The following is a 16,296-nucleotide window of genomic DNA, read 5'->3' as shown; positions in this document are numbered from 1 at the left end:
CTGGTCATGCTCACCTGCGGCCCCATCACCCTCGTCCTGCCGTGGGAGCGACCCCCCACTCGCACCGGCTGACCCACACCGATGCCGGGAGAGCCAGAAATCGCCGCCGATCTGCGCTCCCGTCTCCGCCGCGAGGTACATGCACGCCATCCGCACCGGCCCCACCCGGGCCGGTACCGGTCGCAGGAGAACCTGTTGGGTTGCGGCGGCGATCCGGCGAACCTGGTCGAACTCGGTCTGCCTCCGCGTACGCATGAGACTGCTCATGGTGACACTGGCGATCGACACCAGAAGGGCGGCCAGGAGATTGCTGTAGACGACGCCACCCCAGGTGTGGTGCAGAGCGGCCGTGAGCGCGGTGACGGCCAAAGCTCCGACCGCTGCCAGGATGGTGCCTCTCGGACCCATCACCAGCGAAGCCAAGGCCGGCATTGCGGCGAGGACAGGGCCGGTAGAGACCGCGTGTGCGGGCGAGAGCTCGATGCCCACGGCGATCAGTATGACCATGAACGGCACACCCTGCGCGACCCTGAAGAGGGTCCGGCTATGACCGCCGGTCGCCGAGGAGCCAGATGAACGGAAGAGCGACCCCATGGGTACAGCCTGTCCCTCCCAGGCTGAGCGTGTCACTCGGCCGCAGTTGCCGGAGCAGAACGGGAACGGCCTGGTGAGGCGGCTGCACCAGGTCATCGCCGCGGCGATGACCCCCATCCCGCCCGCCGGCACCGTGAGTGGGTGTTCCGCCCGCTCAGCCGCAGGACAGCGAAAACCTGGGGATCGTCATCGCCTGATACTCAGGCGCCATCGGATCTCGCCGTCGTGCCATTCGTCGGTCGGCGTGAGTCCGGCGGCAGCGGCGACGGCGGATGATGCCCCGTGGCCGGGGTGGATGTGGGCCATGACGGTCTCCACCGGCTGCCGGCTGAGCCAGTCGACGAGTCCTCTGGTTGCTTCGGTGGCGATGCCCCGCCCTTGCCACGGAACCCCCACCACCCAGGCGATCTCGGCGACGGCCTCGTCGCCGGAAGAGTCGACCGTCGCCTGTACCGTGCCCGTCAGGCAGGACTCGTCACGGAGCCGGATCACCCAGTTCAGCCATGAGACATCCGGATCGGGCGAGCCTGCCGTTAGACGCTGGTAGCGCCTGCGCAGGGCTTGCGGCGTGTGCGGAGTGCCGCCGATGAAGGTGTGCAGGGCCGGATCGGACAGCACCGCCGCCATTTCCTCGGCGTGCTCGACGTCCAGCGGCAACAGGTCCAGCCGCCTGGTGCTGATGGCTTGGGCGGCGAGAACGTTCATGCGGCCACCGCCTCAGGGCCTTCGAAGCGATGGCCGCATGGGGAGCGGGCTCCGGCGTGAAGAACGGCAACGAGGCGCGGTGCGTCGACGGACCACCACCGCTCACCGGTCTGCTCGTCGACGCGCCAGTCATTCGCCCGCGGTGTCGTCACCTCTGCCCCTCAACGCTCAATGTCATTGTCGCGCCGCGGCGCCCTCCGCGTCGCGAGCCGCGATCGTACCGATCCGACGCAGATCGTCGGCGAGGGCGTCGCCGCGGTCGAGATGCATCGGCACCATGACCCCCGCGATCCACCGGAACCAGCGAGGCGTGTCCCTCATCTGGTAGGTCTGCACCACCCGTGTCCTGGTGCCGACCGGCTCCAGTTCGATGGTCCAGTCGGTGCTGTCGGGGAAAACCGTGGTGGCGATGGTGCGCCAGGTGATCCGGTGAGGTGCCTCGAACGCCACGATCTCGCAGTCCCGGCTCCACCGCAGCCGGCCTGATCGGTTGTGCCCACGGAACCGTGCGCCGGGAGCGGCCGTGGTGACGCCGCGGAGCCACGTGATCTGGTGGCATTCATGGCTCCATTCACTGGTCCGAGTGATGTCTGCGACGACGCGCCACACTGCCTCGACCGACGCGTCGACAATCACCTCGGTACGGCATGTCGGGGCGACGCTCCGACTCTCTTTGCTGACCAATTCTCTCTCCTCCTCGAGATCGCATCCATGGGTGTCATGCGTCGAGCAGCCGGTCGATGACACCGGCCGCCCACTCTTCGTACTGCTGCGGTGTCCAGCCGGAGATGTCGGTGAGCAACTGGTAGACCTCGACGGCGAGCACCGCCCACAGCCCGTCGCGTTCCTCGCGGGTCACGGCACGACCTGTGACATAGGTGATGCCTTGCTCGACACTGATCCGCCGGCGGTGCTGGTCGTCCCGCAACTTCGCAGCCAGGTGGCTTTTCGAGGCCGCCGCCTCGCGGAGCGCGAGATGCACACCCGCGGTGCGCTGGTGGATGACGGTGACCAGCCGGGCGGCGGCCGCGATCCGCTCCTGCCGTGTCCCGGATCCGAGCAGGGCGAACTCCGGTCGTTCAGCGAGCGCTTGCGGTTCCGCGTCGCCGACCACGGCGACGTCGAGCGCCGCCGCCAGCAGATCGCTCTTCGACCGGAACCCCGCGTACACCGTCTCGACCGACACGCCCGCCTCCCGGGCGACCTCACGCATCCCCGTCGCCGCCCAGCCCCGCTCCCCGAACAGCCGGACGGCCGCGGCGAGCACCGCGGCCCTCGTCTCCCCGACCTGCTGCTCGCGTCGCGGTGACCGGTACTGACGTCGGGTGTGCGGCGCCTCTCCAGATGCCATCAGCGCTGCGCCACGCTCTGCGCGAGGGTCTGCGGTTGCCACCATGCCGCGGTCCGACGCCGGTAGGCGCGGGCGAAACCGCGCAGCAGGATGAACCGTGGCACCGGGGGCACCAGATGGACCACGATCTGGTAGCCCTCGGGGTCGATGCCATCGAGCAGCCAGTGCCCCTCCATCCCGAGCTGCTTCAGGGACTTGGGCTTCACGTTGTACTTCTGATCCCAGGCGTCCCATTCGACATTCGTGAGGGCCGCCGCCACGACCGGCATGGCCTCATCGACCTCGCGTTCCAGATGCGGCACCAGCACGCCCGTCAACGTGTCCAGTGCCGCGAGGAGTTCGACGCGCACCTCGTCGATTGCCGTGCTCGCGTACCGCCGGCCGGCGGCCGTCAGGGCCACAGCCGCCGGGGTGATCCGGCGGTGGTCCGCATCCAGCGAGTCGAGGAGCGGCCCCGCAGCCGGGTCACGCTCGCGCACCAGCGGCCACAGGCCCTCGTCCTCGCCGGTGTGGTGCGCGTGCAGGAACTCCAGGTACGACGACGCCGGGAACGAACTGAACCGACTGCTGAAGGAACCGGCCGCCGAACAGAGGGACTGAGCCCGCCCCGGTCGCAACGGCCTTCGGGACCGCGGCCCATCGGTACGGCCTGTAGCCGGCGTGCTCGGGCCAGAGAGTTACGCCATGGCCGAACCGGTATGCATCCATGAGTTCGATGACGACCAGGGGCAGCGCCTGCTGCGGATCATCCGTAGGGGCAGCAGGTCGACAGGGCGAACGTTGCCTGACACGGCACTGGTGTGCGCCTGGTCTGGTTCTGTGCGACGCTGCCGGTCGTGGCTGGCGGAGTCGATGGCAAGCGGTACATCTCTCTCGATCCTGACGGGACGGGCTCCGGTCAGGGTTGGGTGTTCGTCATCGTCGCGGCGCCAACGGGAGTGGTCTACCAGGTTCAAGGCGGTGGCCTTCGCTGCATCCCGTACGCACAGGAGGGTTACCTGCTCCCGGTACTCGGGCGGGCGCTGGACGAGGAGCTCAAGGCGATCTTCGTCGAGGAGCTCAAAGGGTGGGGAGCTCGCCGGCTGGACTGGCCTACCGACCTGCTGGATCGGCTCAGGGCTGCAGTGGCGTTCCATGTCTACGGGTCGGCGAACCGCGAAGACCTGTTCCCCACCGCGCTGGTGCTCGACGAGTCCCGCCTCGTTGAGATCGACGAGGCGTGGGTTCCAGTGGTGACACCGGATGGTCCCGGAGTTCTCGTCTGGGAGAACTCCGATTAGTTTTCCTGAGACGCTCTACCGAAGGTCTGTGCTTGGCTGGCGCGGCCAATCCCATCCCGGTGCCGGTCCACCAGTGCGAGGAACTGATTCGCCGGCAGGATCTCGAAGTGATTGGTGTCGATAAGGCCGTCAAAGCCATCGAGAACATGGCGAAGGAAGGCCCGGGCCGCGTCCATGGACTCGCACGAGACATAGATCCTTCGCGACTGCCGCTTGAAAGTCGACGGCGTGCATCACGCCACGCTTGGCATCGCGGCCTCGACCCGGGGCCGCGGTCGCGGCGCCCGGCCGGCAAGCCAGGCGCCGCAACCGCACACGTCAGGCCTGCAACGTGACCGCTCGGCCGAAGTGCCGGGCGAAGAACCGGACCGCGCTGTCCGCCTCGAACCTCGGCAACTCCTTGTGCCTGCCCGCGTTGGCGTGCAACGTCTTCTCCTTCGAGGCGAAGGCGTCGAACAGTGCGAGACCGGCCTCCCGCGGGATGTGCTCGTCGTCCCACTGCATGTCGAACTCGATCGGGATGGTGATCTGCTTCGCCTTCTCGGCCAGGACATCGGGCCAGTGCTGACCGAAGACAGCGGCCGTGATCCTGGGTTCGCTTGCCACAAAGGGCACCCCGATCGCGGTGCCCATGTTGATGCCGAAGTAGCCGACCGGCCCATCGGTGCCGATCTCCGGAAGTTCCTGGAGGGCGTCCAGGGTCGCCCGCCACTCCGGCACGGCGAGCTCCGCCAGGTGCGCGTTGTAACGGACGACGATCGGGCCTTCCGGCTCGCCCGCCGCCCTCGCCCGGAACAGCGCGGCGATCTCCTGCTCGTCGTGCGCCGTGCGCAACCGGTCGCCGTGACCGGGTGCATCGATGACGGCGACGTGGAAGCCGCAGCCGGTCACGAGGAGGTGGGCCCGGCCCGCCATGGCCGGTGCCTTCTTGTGCGTACCGCCGCCGTGCCCCATCAGCACCAGGGGTGCGCGACCGGCCCCGGACGCCGGCGACCAGAGGATGCCGGGGATCTCGCCCACGGTGAAGTCACGTTCGACCATGCCGTTTGACGACGATTCGGCGTTGAACTGCAGAGAGTACAAAGGTGTTGCCTTTCGGGAGTGCCTTGTTGTCACGGCGCTCCCGGCGACACCTACGTCAATCGCCCGGCCGTGATGGGAAGGGGGAGCACCCACATCGATACAGCGTTCATGGGTCTCACCTCCTCGCCTCTGTCACGGTGTCCCGGACACTACAAGCCCGATCATCTGCCCGTCGAACCCTTTTCCCCGGTCGTGTGATCGCAACTCCCGGCAGGGTGATGGTCAGCGGTGTGAGCTCAAGGACCACCGTGCCAGGGTAGACACCGGGCATCCGAAGTCCCCACCTGTCGCCTCGGGTTGCGCCATGATGCGTGGACGGATCCGGGTTGGGATGCAGCTACGCAAGCGGCCACGGGAGGCAGTTCATGGATGAGCAATTCGCGGTGGTGGCAAGTGCGGGGTCGTTTCTGAAGGAGGACGGCGACGACGTCCAACTCCCGCACCGGTGGACGCCCGGCGGCGTCGGGGTGCGGTCGGCGTTCACCGGTGGCCACGTGCTGAACCTGGCGGTGGCGGCGTGCGTGCTCAACGACCTCTACCGCGAGGCCGAGGCCGGCGGGGTGGAACTGCGGGGTGTCCGGGTGCGGGCGGAGGGCGGCTTCGACACCTCCAGATGGGAGTCGACCGGCATCTCCTACGCCGTCGAGGTCGACAGCGACGCGCCACAGGCGGTCATCGCGGCACTGATCGCAACCGTCGACGAGGTCGCCGAGATCCCCCGCGCCCTGCGCCAGGGTGCCGCGGTCACCCGCTCGGCGGGCTGAGACGCAAGGCGAGCCCCGCGCGACAGCGCGGAGGCCCGTCCGACTCCGCGTCAGGTTGATCGCGGTTCACCGTCGCCGACTGGCGGTGGGGCGCTCGAAAACCAGTGGAGCAGCGCCTCTGTGCTCCGTTACCGTGAGATCAGCTCCGCTGGCGCCAGCGGCGCCGACCTCGGGCTGCGGCAGCACTACGGGCCGCTCTTCGACCGGTACGGCGTCGACCTGGTGGTGTGCGGCCACGAGCACAACTACGAGCGGTCGCTCGCCGTGCGCGGCGTCGTCTCCGGCAGCGAGACGCTCACTCCCAACCCGGTCTCCCAGGCGCCCGACAACATCGACACCTCGATGGGCACCGTGCCCATGGTGCTCGGCGGCGGTGGTGTGTCGGGCACGACCAACCAGTCGTTCTTCAAGGACGGCACCGCGAAGGTCATCACCGCCGTCACCAGCAACCCCGGCGGCGGTCACACCTCGGTGTACGCCAAGGAGGAGGCGATCTGGATGGGCACGCGCGATGTCGACCACCCCTACGGCTTCGCGGCCTTCACCGTCGATCCCGGCCGCTTCCCGGGTGACACCACGCGGATGCACGTGACGTACTACAACCTCAACAAGCCGCATGGTGAGCTCAGCGGCTTCGAGCAGTTCACCCTGCACCGCAAGCGGTCCGACGGCCGTCACTGAACAACGACGCGGGGGCGGTGCCCAGTAGGCACCGCCGCCGCGCCTCAGGGCTCTGGACACCGGCACAGACGGCTGCCAACCGTGGTGTTCATGCACCGACCTTCTCGACCCGGACAACATGGGCGCGAACCACGAACGGCCGGGAGAGGACGGTGATGGCGACGGAGATCGCGGCCAGAACGGCGATGGCCGTCGCTGGGGAGTGGTGTTGTGCGATGCCGCCGGCGATCGCTGCGCCAATTCCCTGCCATGTCATGCGGCCTGCGGACTCGACGCCCTGGACCTGTCCGCGCACCGCGTCGGGGGTCAGCGCGAGAAGCCGTTCCTGGAGCGGCAGGGTGGCTGCGAACCCCGCACTGGCAATGAACACCGCGGCCGTCACCACCAGCAGGGGCGGGTGGAGGGTGAACAGCAGGTAGGGCGCGGCGAGCAGCAGCCGCAGGGTGAACGCGCAGCGGCGTCGCTGGTCGGCGGTGAGCAGCCGTCCGACAGTCAGGTCCCCGAGAAGCATGCCTGCCGATCCGGCCGCCAGAAGGGCGCCGGCGTGGTCCGGGGCGTAGGAGATGAACAGAGCCTCGCAGCCCACGATCAGGCCGTTGGGGACCCACAGGTTCAGCAGCAGCGCCCGCTGCCCGGGGTGGGAGAGGAGCGCGACATTCGTTGTCCAGGTCTGACGGAGTCCGGGGCGAGGGGTCGTACGGATCGAGTGTTCGCGGGTGCCCGTGGCGACGACGACCAACCCGACGCCGGTCAAGGCTGCTGCGACGACGAAGACCCCTTGCGGGCTCAGATACCGCAGCAGTACGGCCCCGATGGCGTAGCCGAGCACGGACATGCCGCCCGAGGTGACGTTCATGAGCGAACGGGCCGGCACATACGCCGGGACCGGCACGACTTCGGCGAGCAGCCCCATCCGCGCTCCGGTCGCCAGGGACTGGAACAAGCCCAGCACCAGGAGCAGACCGAACCGGACCGACAGCGGCAGGCCCGGCGTCGCCTGGGCAGCGATACCCACCAGCGACACCCACTGGAGTGCGACCAGGGTCCGGCGAGGACGGCTCGCGTCCGCGGCCGACATCAGCGTCAGCGCACCGAGCACCGTGGCGAACGTGGCGCCGTACATGCTTATGGCCGTCAGGAACGGGGATTTCGTCTGATGGTCGACCAGCGTGCCGAGCGCGAAGCCCGACAACGTGCTTGCGGCGACCGTCAGCGTGAAGCCGGCGTACAAGCCGGCGAACTCACGGTTCTGGAGCAGGGCACGGTAGCCGGTGGTGGGAGGCGCGATGTGCGCGGACGTGTCTGGAGGCATGAAAAAAGCCTCCGGACGCACCCGCTGGAGCGCCGAAGGCCAACGAGGGAATTATAGCAGTTGCCCGGCCAGGCCAGCAGCTTCGTAGCGGCCGGCAGGAGGAACGGGAGCCGAGTTCCTGGCTCGGCGGCCCTGCGGCGCCGTCCTGGTGGCGTTCGTTCCGCCGAGTGAAGGGGGTATTGCTGGTACCCCCGACAAGCAGGCTCTCCCACACCGGCGAAAGGCGGCGCAGCCTGGACATACGGGCTCTAGCCGACCGGCCGGGCCCTTCACCGCAACGACAGCAGGGAACGACCAGTGGACGCCGTCACCTTCCTCAACGGCCCGATCACCGTGGCGGGCGACCTCTGCCTTCCGGCGGACTTCGACCCCCAGGGCAGTTACGCCGCGATCGTCACCGTCCACCCCGGCGGTGGCGTGAAGGAGCAGACCGCGGGCCTGTACGCGAGCAGGCTTGCGGATCAGGGCTTTGTCGCGCTCGCCTTCGACGCCTCCCACCAGGGCGAGAGCGGTGGTGAACCGCACCACCTGGAGGACCCGCCGGCCCGGGTCGAGGACGTGCGCGCCGCGGTGGACTACCTCCAGACGCTCGGCTACGTCGACACGGAGCGCATCGGAGTCCTCGGCATCTGCGCCGGCGGCGGTTACGCCGTCAACGCCACGATGACCGATCACCGCATCAAGGCGGTCGCCACGGTCAGCGGCCTCAACATCGGCACCTCGTACCGCAAGGGCTGATTAGGCAGCGACCCCGGCTCCGCCGCCGTGCCGACGCTTCAGGCTGCCTCTCGGCAGCGGACCGCCGAGGCGAAGGGCGCCGAGGTCGCCTTGATCCCCTACGTCCCGTGGGAGACCGACGAGAACACCCCGCGCGACCTGGTCGAGGCGCACGACTACTACCTGACTCCGCGCGCTCAGCACCCGAACGCGAAGAACCAGAAGATCTTCGCCAAGAGCATCTCCAAGATCTTCGCTTTCGATGCCTTCCGCCTGGTGGAGGACTGGCTCACCCACCCGGTCCTCATGGTGGCCGGCAGTGACGCGGGCTCGCTCTGGCACACCACCGAGTTGCACTCTCGGGTGCGCGGCCCCAAGAGGCTCGTGGTCGTCGACGGCGGCACCCACATGGACTTCTACGACGTGCCCAAGTACGTGGACCGCGCCGTGGCCGAGGCCGCGCCCTTCTTCCAGGAGTACCTCACCGGCCGGCCCTCCGACCGGGACTGAGGCCTCTCTGACTCGCGAGGGACGGGGAATGGCGCGGGCGCTGCCCCATTTCCCGTCCCCGCCGCTTCAAGCCGGAGAGTTCTCCCGCAGCCGGCCTTCCTGCATCGCTCCCCGGCCGACATGCGCCGGCGCAGCGGCACGTTGCTGGTCAGGAGGTGGCGAGGAGCCCTGCCCTGTGCGGCGTCTCAGACCGGGCTTTCTCCGCGCATCCACTGCGCGAGCGTCCGCCTCGGGTACCTGACCACCACGTCACCGCCGCGCAGCCGGCCGGTCACGTTCACCCGGAGCACGACGGGCACATCCGCTCCGGCACTGGTCGTGCGGACCTTGACCTCGCCCACCCGTACGTTCAGTTCATCGGTCACCACCACGATGCCCGGCTTGGTCACGATCACCAGATCTCCGCCGATACTCAGGTCGACATCGATATCGAGGGTGTCCTGACCGATCACCGCCTCGGTGAAGTCGAGTTTGACGTCACCTCCGACCATCCGGATGTCCATCCGGCGCGGGACCACCCAGGAGCCGGTCCGGTGCAGGGTGTCGAATCGCTGGTTGATCTCCACCACGTCCGTCGACCGCGTGCTCGAGTCGGCGGGAGAAGGAGAGATCGGCAGATCGCGGGTCAACCCGGCCAGTTCGCCGATGGTGCGCGCGCTCAGCGCCGCCTCTACGCGCTCGTCGAGCTCCTCCAACGTCAGCCGACCGTCACCCGCGGCATCGCGGAGGATCTCCACGACCTGGTCCCGGTCGGCGTGTGAAGCCCTCATGTCAGCTGCGGACACTTCCCCGGCACCGTCGCCGCCTGACAACTTGTCATCGGTCATGGGCCCAGCCTGATCTTCCGTCGGGAGAATCACAAGACGGCTCCGGCCAGAGCCGGGCATGGGTTGGTTGTCCAAGCTGATGATCACGGAGTACGGCGATCGGCTCAGCTTGGCCGACGGCGAAGATGTCGGCCGATCGGACCAGCCCGTGAGCATCAGCTGACGGTGTTTCCGACGATCCAGTGACCGCGCGTCCCGGTGGATCTGTGGAAGCGGGCGCTGGTGAGGCGCTCATCTGACCCGCAGCCAAGGCGGCTTTACGTGTCCGCGCCGGTCTCGAAGTGCAGAGAGATCGACTGCAGGACGTCCGCCGAACTCACGTCCGTACGCCCTTGATCGTGAAGCTCGGCGAGCTGCACGAAAGCGAGCGCGAATGCCGAGGCGATCTGCACGATGGCAGGCCCGAGTTCCCGGCTGACGGCCCCTGCGACCTCCTGGGCGCTCGCTTCGGCAGGCACTTCGATCCTCGGCAGCATCTCCTCGAGCAGCAAAGAGACCGCTTCGCTCTGCATCAGCCCACCGTCGGGATTCTCGCGGGCTTGGCGCCGCATCTCCAACGCTTCAGTCAGGATGCCGACCACTCGCTGCATGATCTCTCGCTGCTCCATGCGGGCACGGTACGCCGCAGCGGCGGCCGATCGGAGCCCCCCCGCCCGGACAACTCCGAACGAGCGCCCCGGGAACGGCCACGACCGCCGCCGGATGGTGCAGCGGGCCACACGCGCGCCGCCCGGGAGGCGGCAGGAAACTCACTTGAACACGGGGCGAGTTCCGCGGCCCGCGGATCACGTCGTGGTGTGTATGAGGAGCAGGGCGATGTCGTCGGTGGGGGTGATGGTCTGTGCCGCCCGATGGAGGAGTGCCTCGATGAGAGTCTCCATGCTGTCGCCGTCGCGGGCGCGGGCCAATTGATCGGCGAGGCCGGCGATGGCGTGGTCGATGTCGATCCCCGGGGCCTCGACGAGACCGTCGGTGTACATGGCGAGGGTGGTGCCCGAGGGCAGCGGGATGTCGGCAGTGGGGTAGTCGGCATCCGGGGTGATGCCGAGGAGCGGGCCGGGCTGCAGCATGAGGGTTTCGGTGCGGCCGCCGGGGTGGCGGAGCAGCGGCGGGGGGTGTCCGGCGACGGCCAGTCGGGCACAGTGCCGGGTCAGGTCGAGGTGGGCGTACATGCAGCTGGCGAAGAGTCCAGGGTTGAGATCGCACAGGAGCCGGTTCGTGCTGGTCATGAGGGCGCCGGGCTCCATACCGACCGCGGCGTGGGCATGGACGGCGGTGCGGAGTTGCCCCATGAGGGCGGCGGCCTGCACGTCGTGCCCCTGGACGTCGCCGATGACCGCGTAGGCGTTGGTGTCGTCGCCGCGTATCAGGTCGTAGAAGTCGCCGCCGATGTCCATGCCCTGATCGGCGGCGAGGTAGCGGGCGGCGACCTGCAGACCGGGGATCCGGGGCAGTTTCTGCGGCAGCAGGCCCTTTTGCAGAGTGCAGGCGAGCGTGTGCTTGGCGTCGTAGAGACGGGCCCGGTCCAGGGCCTGGGCGATCAGGCCGGTCAGCGAGATCAGGATCGTCCGTTCGGCCGGAGGGAAGTGCCGGGGCCGGTCGTAGGACAGAAACAAAAGGCCGATGGGACGACTGGAGGTGATCAGCGGCAGAAACGCCCACGCGTTCCTGTCGCCGTAGCGGACGGCTCCGGGGTAGGCGCGCTGGAACTCGGCGAAGCTGGAGAAGAAGATCGGGGTCCCTGTCGTCAGCGCCCGTACGCGTGGTGTGTGCGAGGTCAGCGACTCGCCGTCGAAGCGGGCCGCGAACGCGCGGCTGTATCCGCGGTGGCTGGCGATCCGCAGTCGTCCGTCGTCCACCGTCATCAGGGCCAGGCCCTGAGCACCGAAACCGGGCACAAGCTGATCGGCGACCCTGTCGGCCACGTCCTTGACCCCCACCGTCTCGGTGAGGGTCGCCGCCAGGTGCATGAGGTGGTACAGCGCCGCAGCCCCGGCCGGCCCCGCGGGCGGCTGGGTGGACGTCTCGGGCGCGGTGGCCGGATCGTGCGGGAGAGGAGCGATGTCGATGCTGACGCCGAAGGCGTCGGGGTAGAGGTGGAAGGACAACCGCCGATCCGGTGGGCGCAGGGCGGTGAAGGCGGTGGGCCGGCGGCTGATGACCGCGGCACGGAAACGATCCTCGAAGGTGGGATCGCTGAGCCAGCGAAGATGCTCCCACGGGCGTACGCCCAGCAGGCCGGAGGCTACGCCGTCACCGAGCAGGTCGGCGGCTGCCTCGCTGAGGTAGGTGATCCGGCCGTCCAGATCCATCGAGAGCGCCCCAGGCAGGCGGGCAGCGAAGGCATGGGCGGCCAGGGCTTCGGCCCGGTCCGGGATACAGGAGCGCACCGGTTCCAGCACCCGCGGCTCGGCCGTCGGCAGAAGGGGGCAGCTGCGGGCGGCCGCCCGCTGAAGCAGCGGGCCCGCCTGGCGGCAGAAGACATCGAGCGCCTCGCGTTCGTCCGGGCCAAGCCGCGGGGGGTGCCAGGCGGGCCACAGCAGACACGCCGTACCCCACACGGCATCGCCGGTGATGATGGGCGCGGCCGCCACAACGTGGTCGTGCGGCACCACGAAACGGAGCCTCGGGTAGTGAGTGGCCAGCTCCTCCGGGCTGCCTACCCACACCAGACGCCGCTCGCGTGCCGCCTCGGCTGCCGGGATCGCCTCGTCCACCCCGATCCGCGCCCAGGGGGCGACAATGTGCCAGGAGGACCCGTACACCATCGCCAACTGCAGCACCTGCTCCCCCGGCGGCAGGAGGAACAGCATGCCGCCCGAGGGACCGGCATCCTGCACGAGGCGGCGCAGGAGACCGTCCAGGTCTGCCCAACCCGAGACGGAACCAGGGGCGGTAAGTCGTTGCACACCTCTTCACCGCCCTCCTGAAACCTGAACGGTCCTGGGCCGGACTGAACCCCAGGGCGGCCGGGCGCTCAGGCCCGGACCGGCGTCGCACTCCGCCCTGTCGGCTCCCTGCCGACCAGTCGGCAGGAAGCCGCGTGGTCGGCGCGGAACCATGGGCCGGCAGCCTCCCCGGCCTGCTGCGGCCTTATGACAGACGCCGGCAGCGCCGCGGCCTGCCTCTCTGCACCGGATCTGCGGCTGCCTGCGTCATCGTCGTACGCACCTGGGCGGCCTGCTGCCACCGAAGCCGCGCACCCTACCGACCTGCCGGGACGCATGCCCGGCGGTGGTGCCCAGGGCCCGTCGGCCCCGGCTCGCAGCACCGCGTCAGCCACTACGGGCACGTCGGCGCCGCCCATACAGGGACCATACGCCCGCCGAACGGTGACCAGCATCCAGAGAGCCACCGCGCCCGGCGCACCGCAGTGGGTTCGGCTCCGTGAGCGAGACGAGTCCGAGCGGATGAACGGACTCGTCTCACCGCGTCCTCAACGAACCGGGTCAGGCGCCGACGTAGGCCGCGAGGTGCTCGCCCGTGAGGGTTGAGCGGGCGGCGACGAGGTCGGCGGGTGTGCCCTCGAAGACGATCCGCCCGCCGTCGTGGCCTGCGCCGGGACCGAGGTCGATGATCCAGTCGGCGTGCGCCATGACCGCCTGGTGGTGTTCGACGACGATGACCGACTTGCCGGAGTCGACGAGCCGGTCGAGCAGGCCGAGCAGCTGCTCGACGTCGGCGAGATGCAGACCGGCGGTCGGCTCGTCGAGGACGTAGACGCCACCCTTGTCGGCCATATGAGTGGCCAGCTTGAGCCGCTGCCGCTCGCCGCCGGACAGCGTCGTGAGCGGCTGGCCGATGGCGAGGTAGCCGAGCCCGACGTCAACAAGTCGCTCGAGAATGCGGTGCGCGGCCGGCGTGTGCGCCTCGCCGGCGCGGAAGAACTCCTCGGCCTCCGTCACCGGCATGGCCAGCACCTCGCTGATGTCGCGACCGCCGAGGTGGAAGTCCAGGACCGAGGCCTCGAAGCGCTTCCCCTCGCAGTCCTCGCAGGTGGAGGCGACACCGGCCATCATCGCCAGGTCGGTGTAGACGACACCGGCGCCGTTGCACGTGGGGCAGGCGCCCTCGGAGTTGGCACTGAACAGCGCCGGCTTGACGCCGTTGGCCTTCGCGAACGCCTTGCGGATCGGTTCGAGCAGTCCGGTGTACGTCGCCGGGTTGCTCCGCCGCGAGCCCCGGATCGGGCTCTGGTCGACCGAGATCACGCCCGCGCCGGCGGGGATGGACCCATGGACGAGCGAGCTCTTGCCGGACCCGGCGACACCGGTGACGACGGCCAGCACCCCGAGCGGGACGTCGACGTCGACACCTTGCAGGTTGTGTGTCGCCGCGCCGCGGATCTCCAGCGTGCCGGTGGACTTGCGCACCGTCTCCTTGAGGGAGGCCCGGTCGTCGAAGTGGCGGCCGGTGATGGTGCCGCCGACCCGCAGGCCCTCGACGGTGCCTTCGAAGCAGACGGTGCCGCCCGCCGTACCGGCGCCGGGGCCGAGGTCGACGACGTGGTCCGCGATCGCGATGACCTCGGGCTTGTGCTCCACGACGAGCACCGTGTTGCCCTTGTCCCGCAGCCGCAGCAGCAGGTCGTTCATCCGCTGGATGTCATGGGGGTGCAGGCCGGTGGTGGGCTCGTCGAAGACATAGGTCACGTCGGTGAGCGAGGAGCCGAGGTGACGGATCATCTTGACGCGCTGTGCCTCACCACCCGACAGCGTGCCCGCGGGCCGGTCGAGCGAGAGGTAACCGAGCCCGATCTCCACGAACGACTCGAGCGTGTGCTGCAGCGCGGTGAGCAGCGGCGCCACCGACGGATCGTCGAGCCCGCGGACCCATTCGGCCAGGTCGCTGATCTGCATCGCACATGCGTCGGCGATGCTGATCCCCTTGATCTTCGACGACCGGGCTCCCTCGCTGAGCCGGGTCCCCTCGCACTCCGGGCAGGTGGTGAACGTGACCGCCCGGTCCACGAACTCCCGGATGTGCGGCTGCATCGCCTCCCGGTCCTTGGAGAGCATCGACTTTTGGATCCGCGGGATCAGACCCTCGTAGGTCATGTTGATCCCCGCGATCTTCATCCTGGTCGGCTCGCGGTGGAGGAAGTCGTGCAGTTCCTTCTTCGTGTACTCGCGGATCGGCTTGTCCGCGTCGTAGAGGCCCGACTCGCTGTAGAGCCGGTAGTTCCAGCCGCCCGACTTGTAGCCGGGGACGGTGATCGCGCCCCCGTTGAGCGACTTGGAGTCGTCGAAGAGCTGGGTGAGGTCGAGATCGGTGACCGAACCCCGGCCCTCGCAGCGGGGACACATGCCGCCGGTGCGGGTGAAGGTCGCCTTCACCGCCTTCTTGTCACCGCGCTCGACCGTGATCGCACCGCTGGCCCGGACCGAGGGGACGTTGAAGGCGTAGGCGCTCGGCGGGCCGATGTGGGGCTGTCCGAGCCGGCTGAAGAGGATGCGCAGCATGGCGTTGGCGTCGGTGGCGGTACCGACCGTGGATCGCGGGTCGGCCCCCATCCGCTGCTGGTCGACGATGATCGCGGTCGTCAGCCCGTCGAGGACGTCCACCTCGGGTCGCGACAGCGTCGGCATGAAGCCCTGCACAAAGGCGCTGTACGTCTCGTTGATCAGCCGCTGCGACTCGGCGGCGATGGTGTCGAACACCAATGAGCTCTTGCCCGAACCGGAGACGCCGGTGAAGACCGTCAGCCGTCGCTTCGGGATCTCGATGCTGACGTCCTTGAGGTTGTTCTCGCGCGCGCCGTGCACGCGGATCAGATCGTGACTGTCGGCAACGTACGGCGCAGGCGATTGCGTGTCGGTCCTCGTGGCCATGCTCATCGTGTCTCCATCTGTCGGCTGTCTACCTTATCGGCGGTGTCGACCGGCGTGGTGCGGCTCCCGACCGGCTGACGTCGTCCTGGGTCGCGCCCGGCGAAGGCGCCAAGGCGGCCTCGCCGCTTCGGCCCGTCGAGCCTTTGGACCGCGGCCGTGCGGAGCGCGCCGGCCAGACGTCCGACCGGCCGGCTGCCATCGTGCAGCAGCCGACGGACGGGCATCCCAGCCTGGATGCGGCGGGGGAGGATGCGGACGGAACCAGCGGCACGTGGCCGGCTCACGCACATCGCAGCGGATTGCGCCACGGACCTCACCCCCCACGCCTGCCGGCAGCGCGTCGATCTCGCGGACTTCGCCTTCACCCTCGCTGGAAGGCCGCGGATGCGTCGGGGTCGTCATGCGGCAGGAAGGTCCAGTGAACGGTGATGCCCATGGCGGTCAGGCTAGACGCGGCCGGGTGACCTTGGCTTCTCCATTTCTGACCGGTCCGGTCACCGCAGGAGAAGGGCCCTGGCCCACGATCTCCGCCGGCAAGCCCCGCACGGCCGACCTCCTGGCGGATCCCGCCGAGGCTCAGGCCTGACTCGACCAGGCGCTGCCCGAGTGCAGCCGGGTCACCGGCACTCCCACAGCCGGCA

Annotated in this window: 15 protein-coding genes and 1 pseudogene; 5 read left to right on the top strand and 11 right to left on the bottom strand. The window is 69.1% G+C overall.

All coding sequences use genetic code 11. The features are described from left to right. From ACWDA7_RS20440 to ACWDA7_RS20420, 5 genes and pseudogenes are all read right to left on the bottom strand, one after another. Positions 1-507, bottom strand: a pseudogene (locus ACWDA7_RS20440) (hypothetical protein); the annotation flags it as partial. A 273-nt stretch (positions 508-780) separates the two neighbouring features. Next, positions 781-1,299, bottom strand: coding sequence for a GNAT family N-acetyltransferase (locus tag ACWDA7_RS20435; protein ID WP_450605671.1), 519 nt, complete (start codon positions 1,297-1,299; stop codon positions 781-783). A 174-nt stretch (positions 1,300-1,473) separates the two neighbouring features. Beyond that, a complete protein-coding gene (locus ACWDA7_RS20430; protein ID WP_450605670.1) occupies positions 1,474-1,935 on the bottom strand; it encodes an SRPBCC family protein in 462 nt (153 codons plus the stop codon). An 82-nt stretch (positions 1,936-2,017) separates the two neighbouring features. Next, positions 2,018-2,650 carry a helix-turn-helix domain-containing protein gene (locus ACWDA7_RS20425; RefSeq protein ID WP_450605669.1) on the bottom strand — a complete coding sequence of 211 codons (633 nt, stop codon included), beginning with the start codon at positions 2,648-2,650 and terminating at the stop codon, positions 2,018-2,020. Beyond that, complete coding sequence (locus ACWDA7_RS20420; RefSeq protein WP_450605668.1) at positions 2,650-3,267, bottom strand: hemerythrin domain-containing protein; 618 nt, start codon at positions 3,265-3,267, stop codon at positions 2,650-2,652. Before ACWDA7_RS20420 ends, ACWDA7_RS20425 begins: the two co-directional genes overlap by 1 nt. Positions 3,268-3,486: 219 nt before the next feature. On the opposite strand from ACWDA7_RS20420, the gene ACWDA7_RS20415 reads away from it, so the two are divergent. Beyond that, positions 3,487-3,930, top strand: a complete 444-nt coding sequence (locus tag ACWDA7_RS20415) for a DUF6210 family protein (protein WP_450605667.1) — start codon at positions 3,487-3,489, stop codon at positions 3,928-3,930. Between the two features lie 318 nt (positions 3,931-4,248). Here the strand turns inward: ACWDA7_RS20415 and ACWDA7_RS20410 are convergent, their stop codons facing one another. Next, entirely contained in the window at positions 4,249-5,013 is a 765-nt protein-coding gene (locus ACWDA7_RS20410; protein ID WP_450605666.1) for an alpha/beta hydrolase, read from the bottom strand. 365 nt (positions 5,014-5,378) lie between these two features. On the opposite strand from ACWDA7_RS20410, the gene ACWDA7_RS20405 reads away from it, so the two are divergent. Beyond that, a complete protein-coding gene (locus ACWDA7_RS20405; protein ID WP_450605665.1) occupies positions 5,379-5,777 on the top strand; it encodes an OsmC family protein in 399 nt (132 codons plus the stop codon). Between the two features lie 120 nt (positions 5,778-5,897). After that, on the top strand, positions 5,898-6,458 hold the full coding sequence (locus tag ACWDA7_RS20400; protein ID WP_450605664.1) for a hypothetical protein: 561 nt from the start codon (positions 5,898-5,900) through the stop codon (positions 6,456-6,458). Between the two features lie 88 nt (positions 6,459-6,546). Here ACWDA7_RS20400 and ACWDA7_RS20395 read toward each other — a convergent pair whose 3' ends face one another. Next, positions 6,547-7,770: an MFS transporter gene (locus tag ACWDA7_RS20395; RefSeq protein WP_450605663.1), complete on the bottom strand. Its 1,224-nt coding sequence runs from the start codon at positions 7,768-7,770 to the stop codon at positions 6,547-6,549. A 297-nt stretch (positions 7,771-8,067) separates the two neighbouring features. Between ACWDA7_RS20395 and ACWDA7_RS20390 the strand changes: the two genes are divergently transcribed. Then, positions 8,068-8,508, top strand: a complete 441-nt coding sequence (locus ACWDA7_RS20390) for an alpha/beta hydrolase (protein ID WP_450605662.1) — start codon at positions 8,068-8,070, stop codon at positions 8,506-8,508. Between the two features lie 27 nt (positions 8,509-8,535). Beyond that, complete coding sequence (locus ACWDA7_RS20385; RefSeq protein ID WP_450605661.1) at positions 8,536-8,997, top strand: alpha/beta hydrolase; 462 nt, start codon at positions 8,536-8,538, stop codon at positions 8,995-8,997. Positions 8,998-9,182: 185 nt separating this feature from the next. Here ACWDA7_RS20385 and ACWDA7_RS20380 read toward each other — a convergent pair whose 3' ends face one another. The 4 genes from ACWDA7_RS20380 to ACWDA7_RS20365 all read right to left on the bottom strand — a co-directional run bounded on the left by ACWDA7_RS20380 (position 9,183) and on the right by ACWDA7_RS20365 (position 15,661). Next, positions 9,183-9,824 (bottom strand): DUF1707 SHOCT-like domain-containing protein, encoded by a 642-nt coding sequence (locus tag ACWDA7_RS20380; RefSeq protein WP_450605660.1) that lies wholly within the window; start codon positions 9,822-9,824, stop codon positions 9,183-9,185. A 257-nt stretch (positions 9,825-10,081) separates the two neighbouring features. Further along, positions 10,082-10,432 (bottom strand): hypothetical protein, encoded by a 351-nt coding sequence (locus tag ACWDA7_RS20375; RefSeq protein ID WP_450605659.1) that lies wholly within the window; start codon positions 10,430-10,432, stop codon positions 10,082-10,084. A 177-nt stretch (positions 10,433-10,609) separates the two neighbouring features. After that, a complete protein-coding gene (locus ACWDA7_RS20370; RefSeq protein ID WP_450605658.1) occupies positions 10,610-12,733 on the bottom strand; it encodes a SpoIIE family protein phosphatase in 2,124 nt (707 codons plus the stop codon). 540 nt (positions 12,734-13,273) lie between these two features. Then, a complete protein-coding gene (locus ACWDA7_RS20365; protein ID WP_450605657.1) occupies positions 13,274-15,661 on the bottom strand; it encodes an ATP-binding cassette domain-containing protein in 2,388 nt (795 codons plus the stop codon). Positions 15,662-16,296 lie beyond the last annotated feature (635 nt).

This window comes from Streptomyces sp. NPDC001156 (genome assembly GCF_053598275.1).
The sequence above is the reverse complement of the archived record's forward strand: the minus strand, read 5'-3'. Positions and strand labels throughout refer to the sequence as shown.

Bases quoted from the DNA above. Each gene is read 5' to 3' on its own strand.
- ACWDA7_RS20375 (WP_450605659.1), bottom strand. From the start codon at position 10,432: ATGGAGCAGCGAGAGATCATGCAGCGAGTGGTCGGCATCCTGACTGAA.
- ACWDA7_RS20380 (WP_450605660.1), bottom strand. From the start codon at position 9,824: ATGACCGATGACAAGTTGTCAGGCGGCGACGGTGCCGGGGAAGTGTCC.
- ACWDA7_RS20395 (WP_450605663.1), bottom strand. From the start codon at position 7,770: ATGCCTCCAGACACGTCCGCGCACATCGCGCCTCCCACCACCGGCTAC.
- ACWDA7_RS20425 (WP_450605669.1), bottom strand. From the start codon at position 2,650: ATGGCATCTGGAGAGGCGCCGCACACCCGACGTCAGTACCGGTCACCG.
- ACWDA7_RS20435 (WP_450605671.1), bottom strand. From the start codon at position 1,299: ATGAACGTTCTCGCCGCCCAAGCCATCAGCACCAGGCGGCTGGACCTG.
- ACWDA7_RS20405 (WP_450605665.1), top strand. From the start codon at position 5,379: ATGGATGAGCAATTCGCGGTGGTGGCAAGTGCGGGGTCGTTTCTGAAG.
- ACWDA7_RS20365 (WP_450605657.1), bottom strand. From the start codon at position 15,661: ATGAGCATGGCCACGAGGACCGACACGCAATCGCCTGCGCCGTACGTT.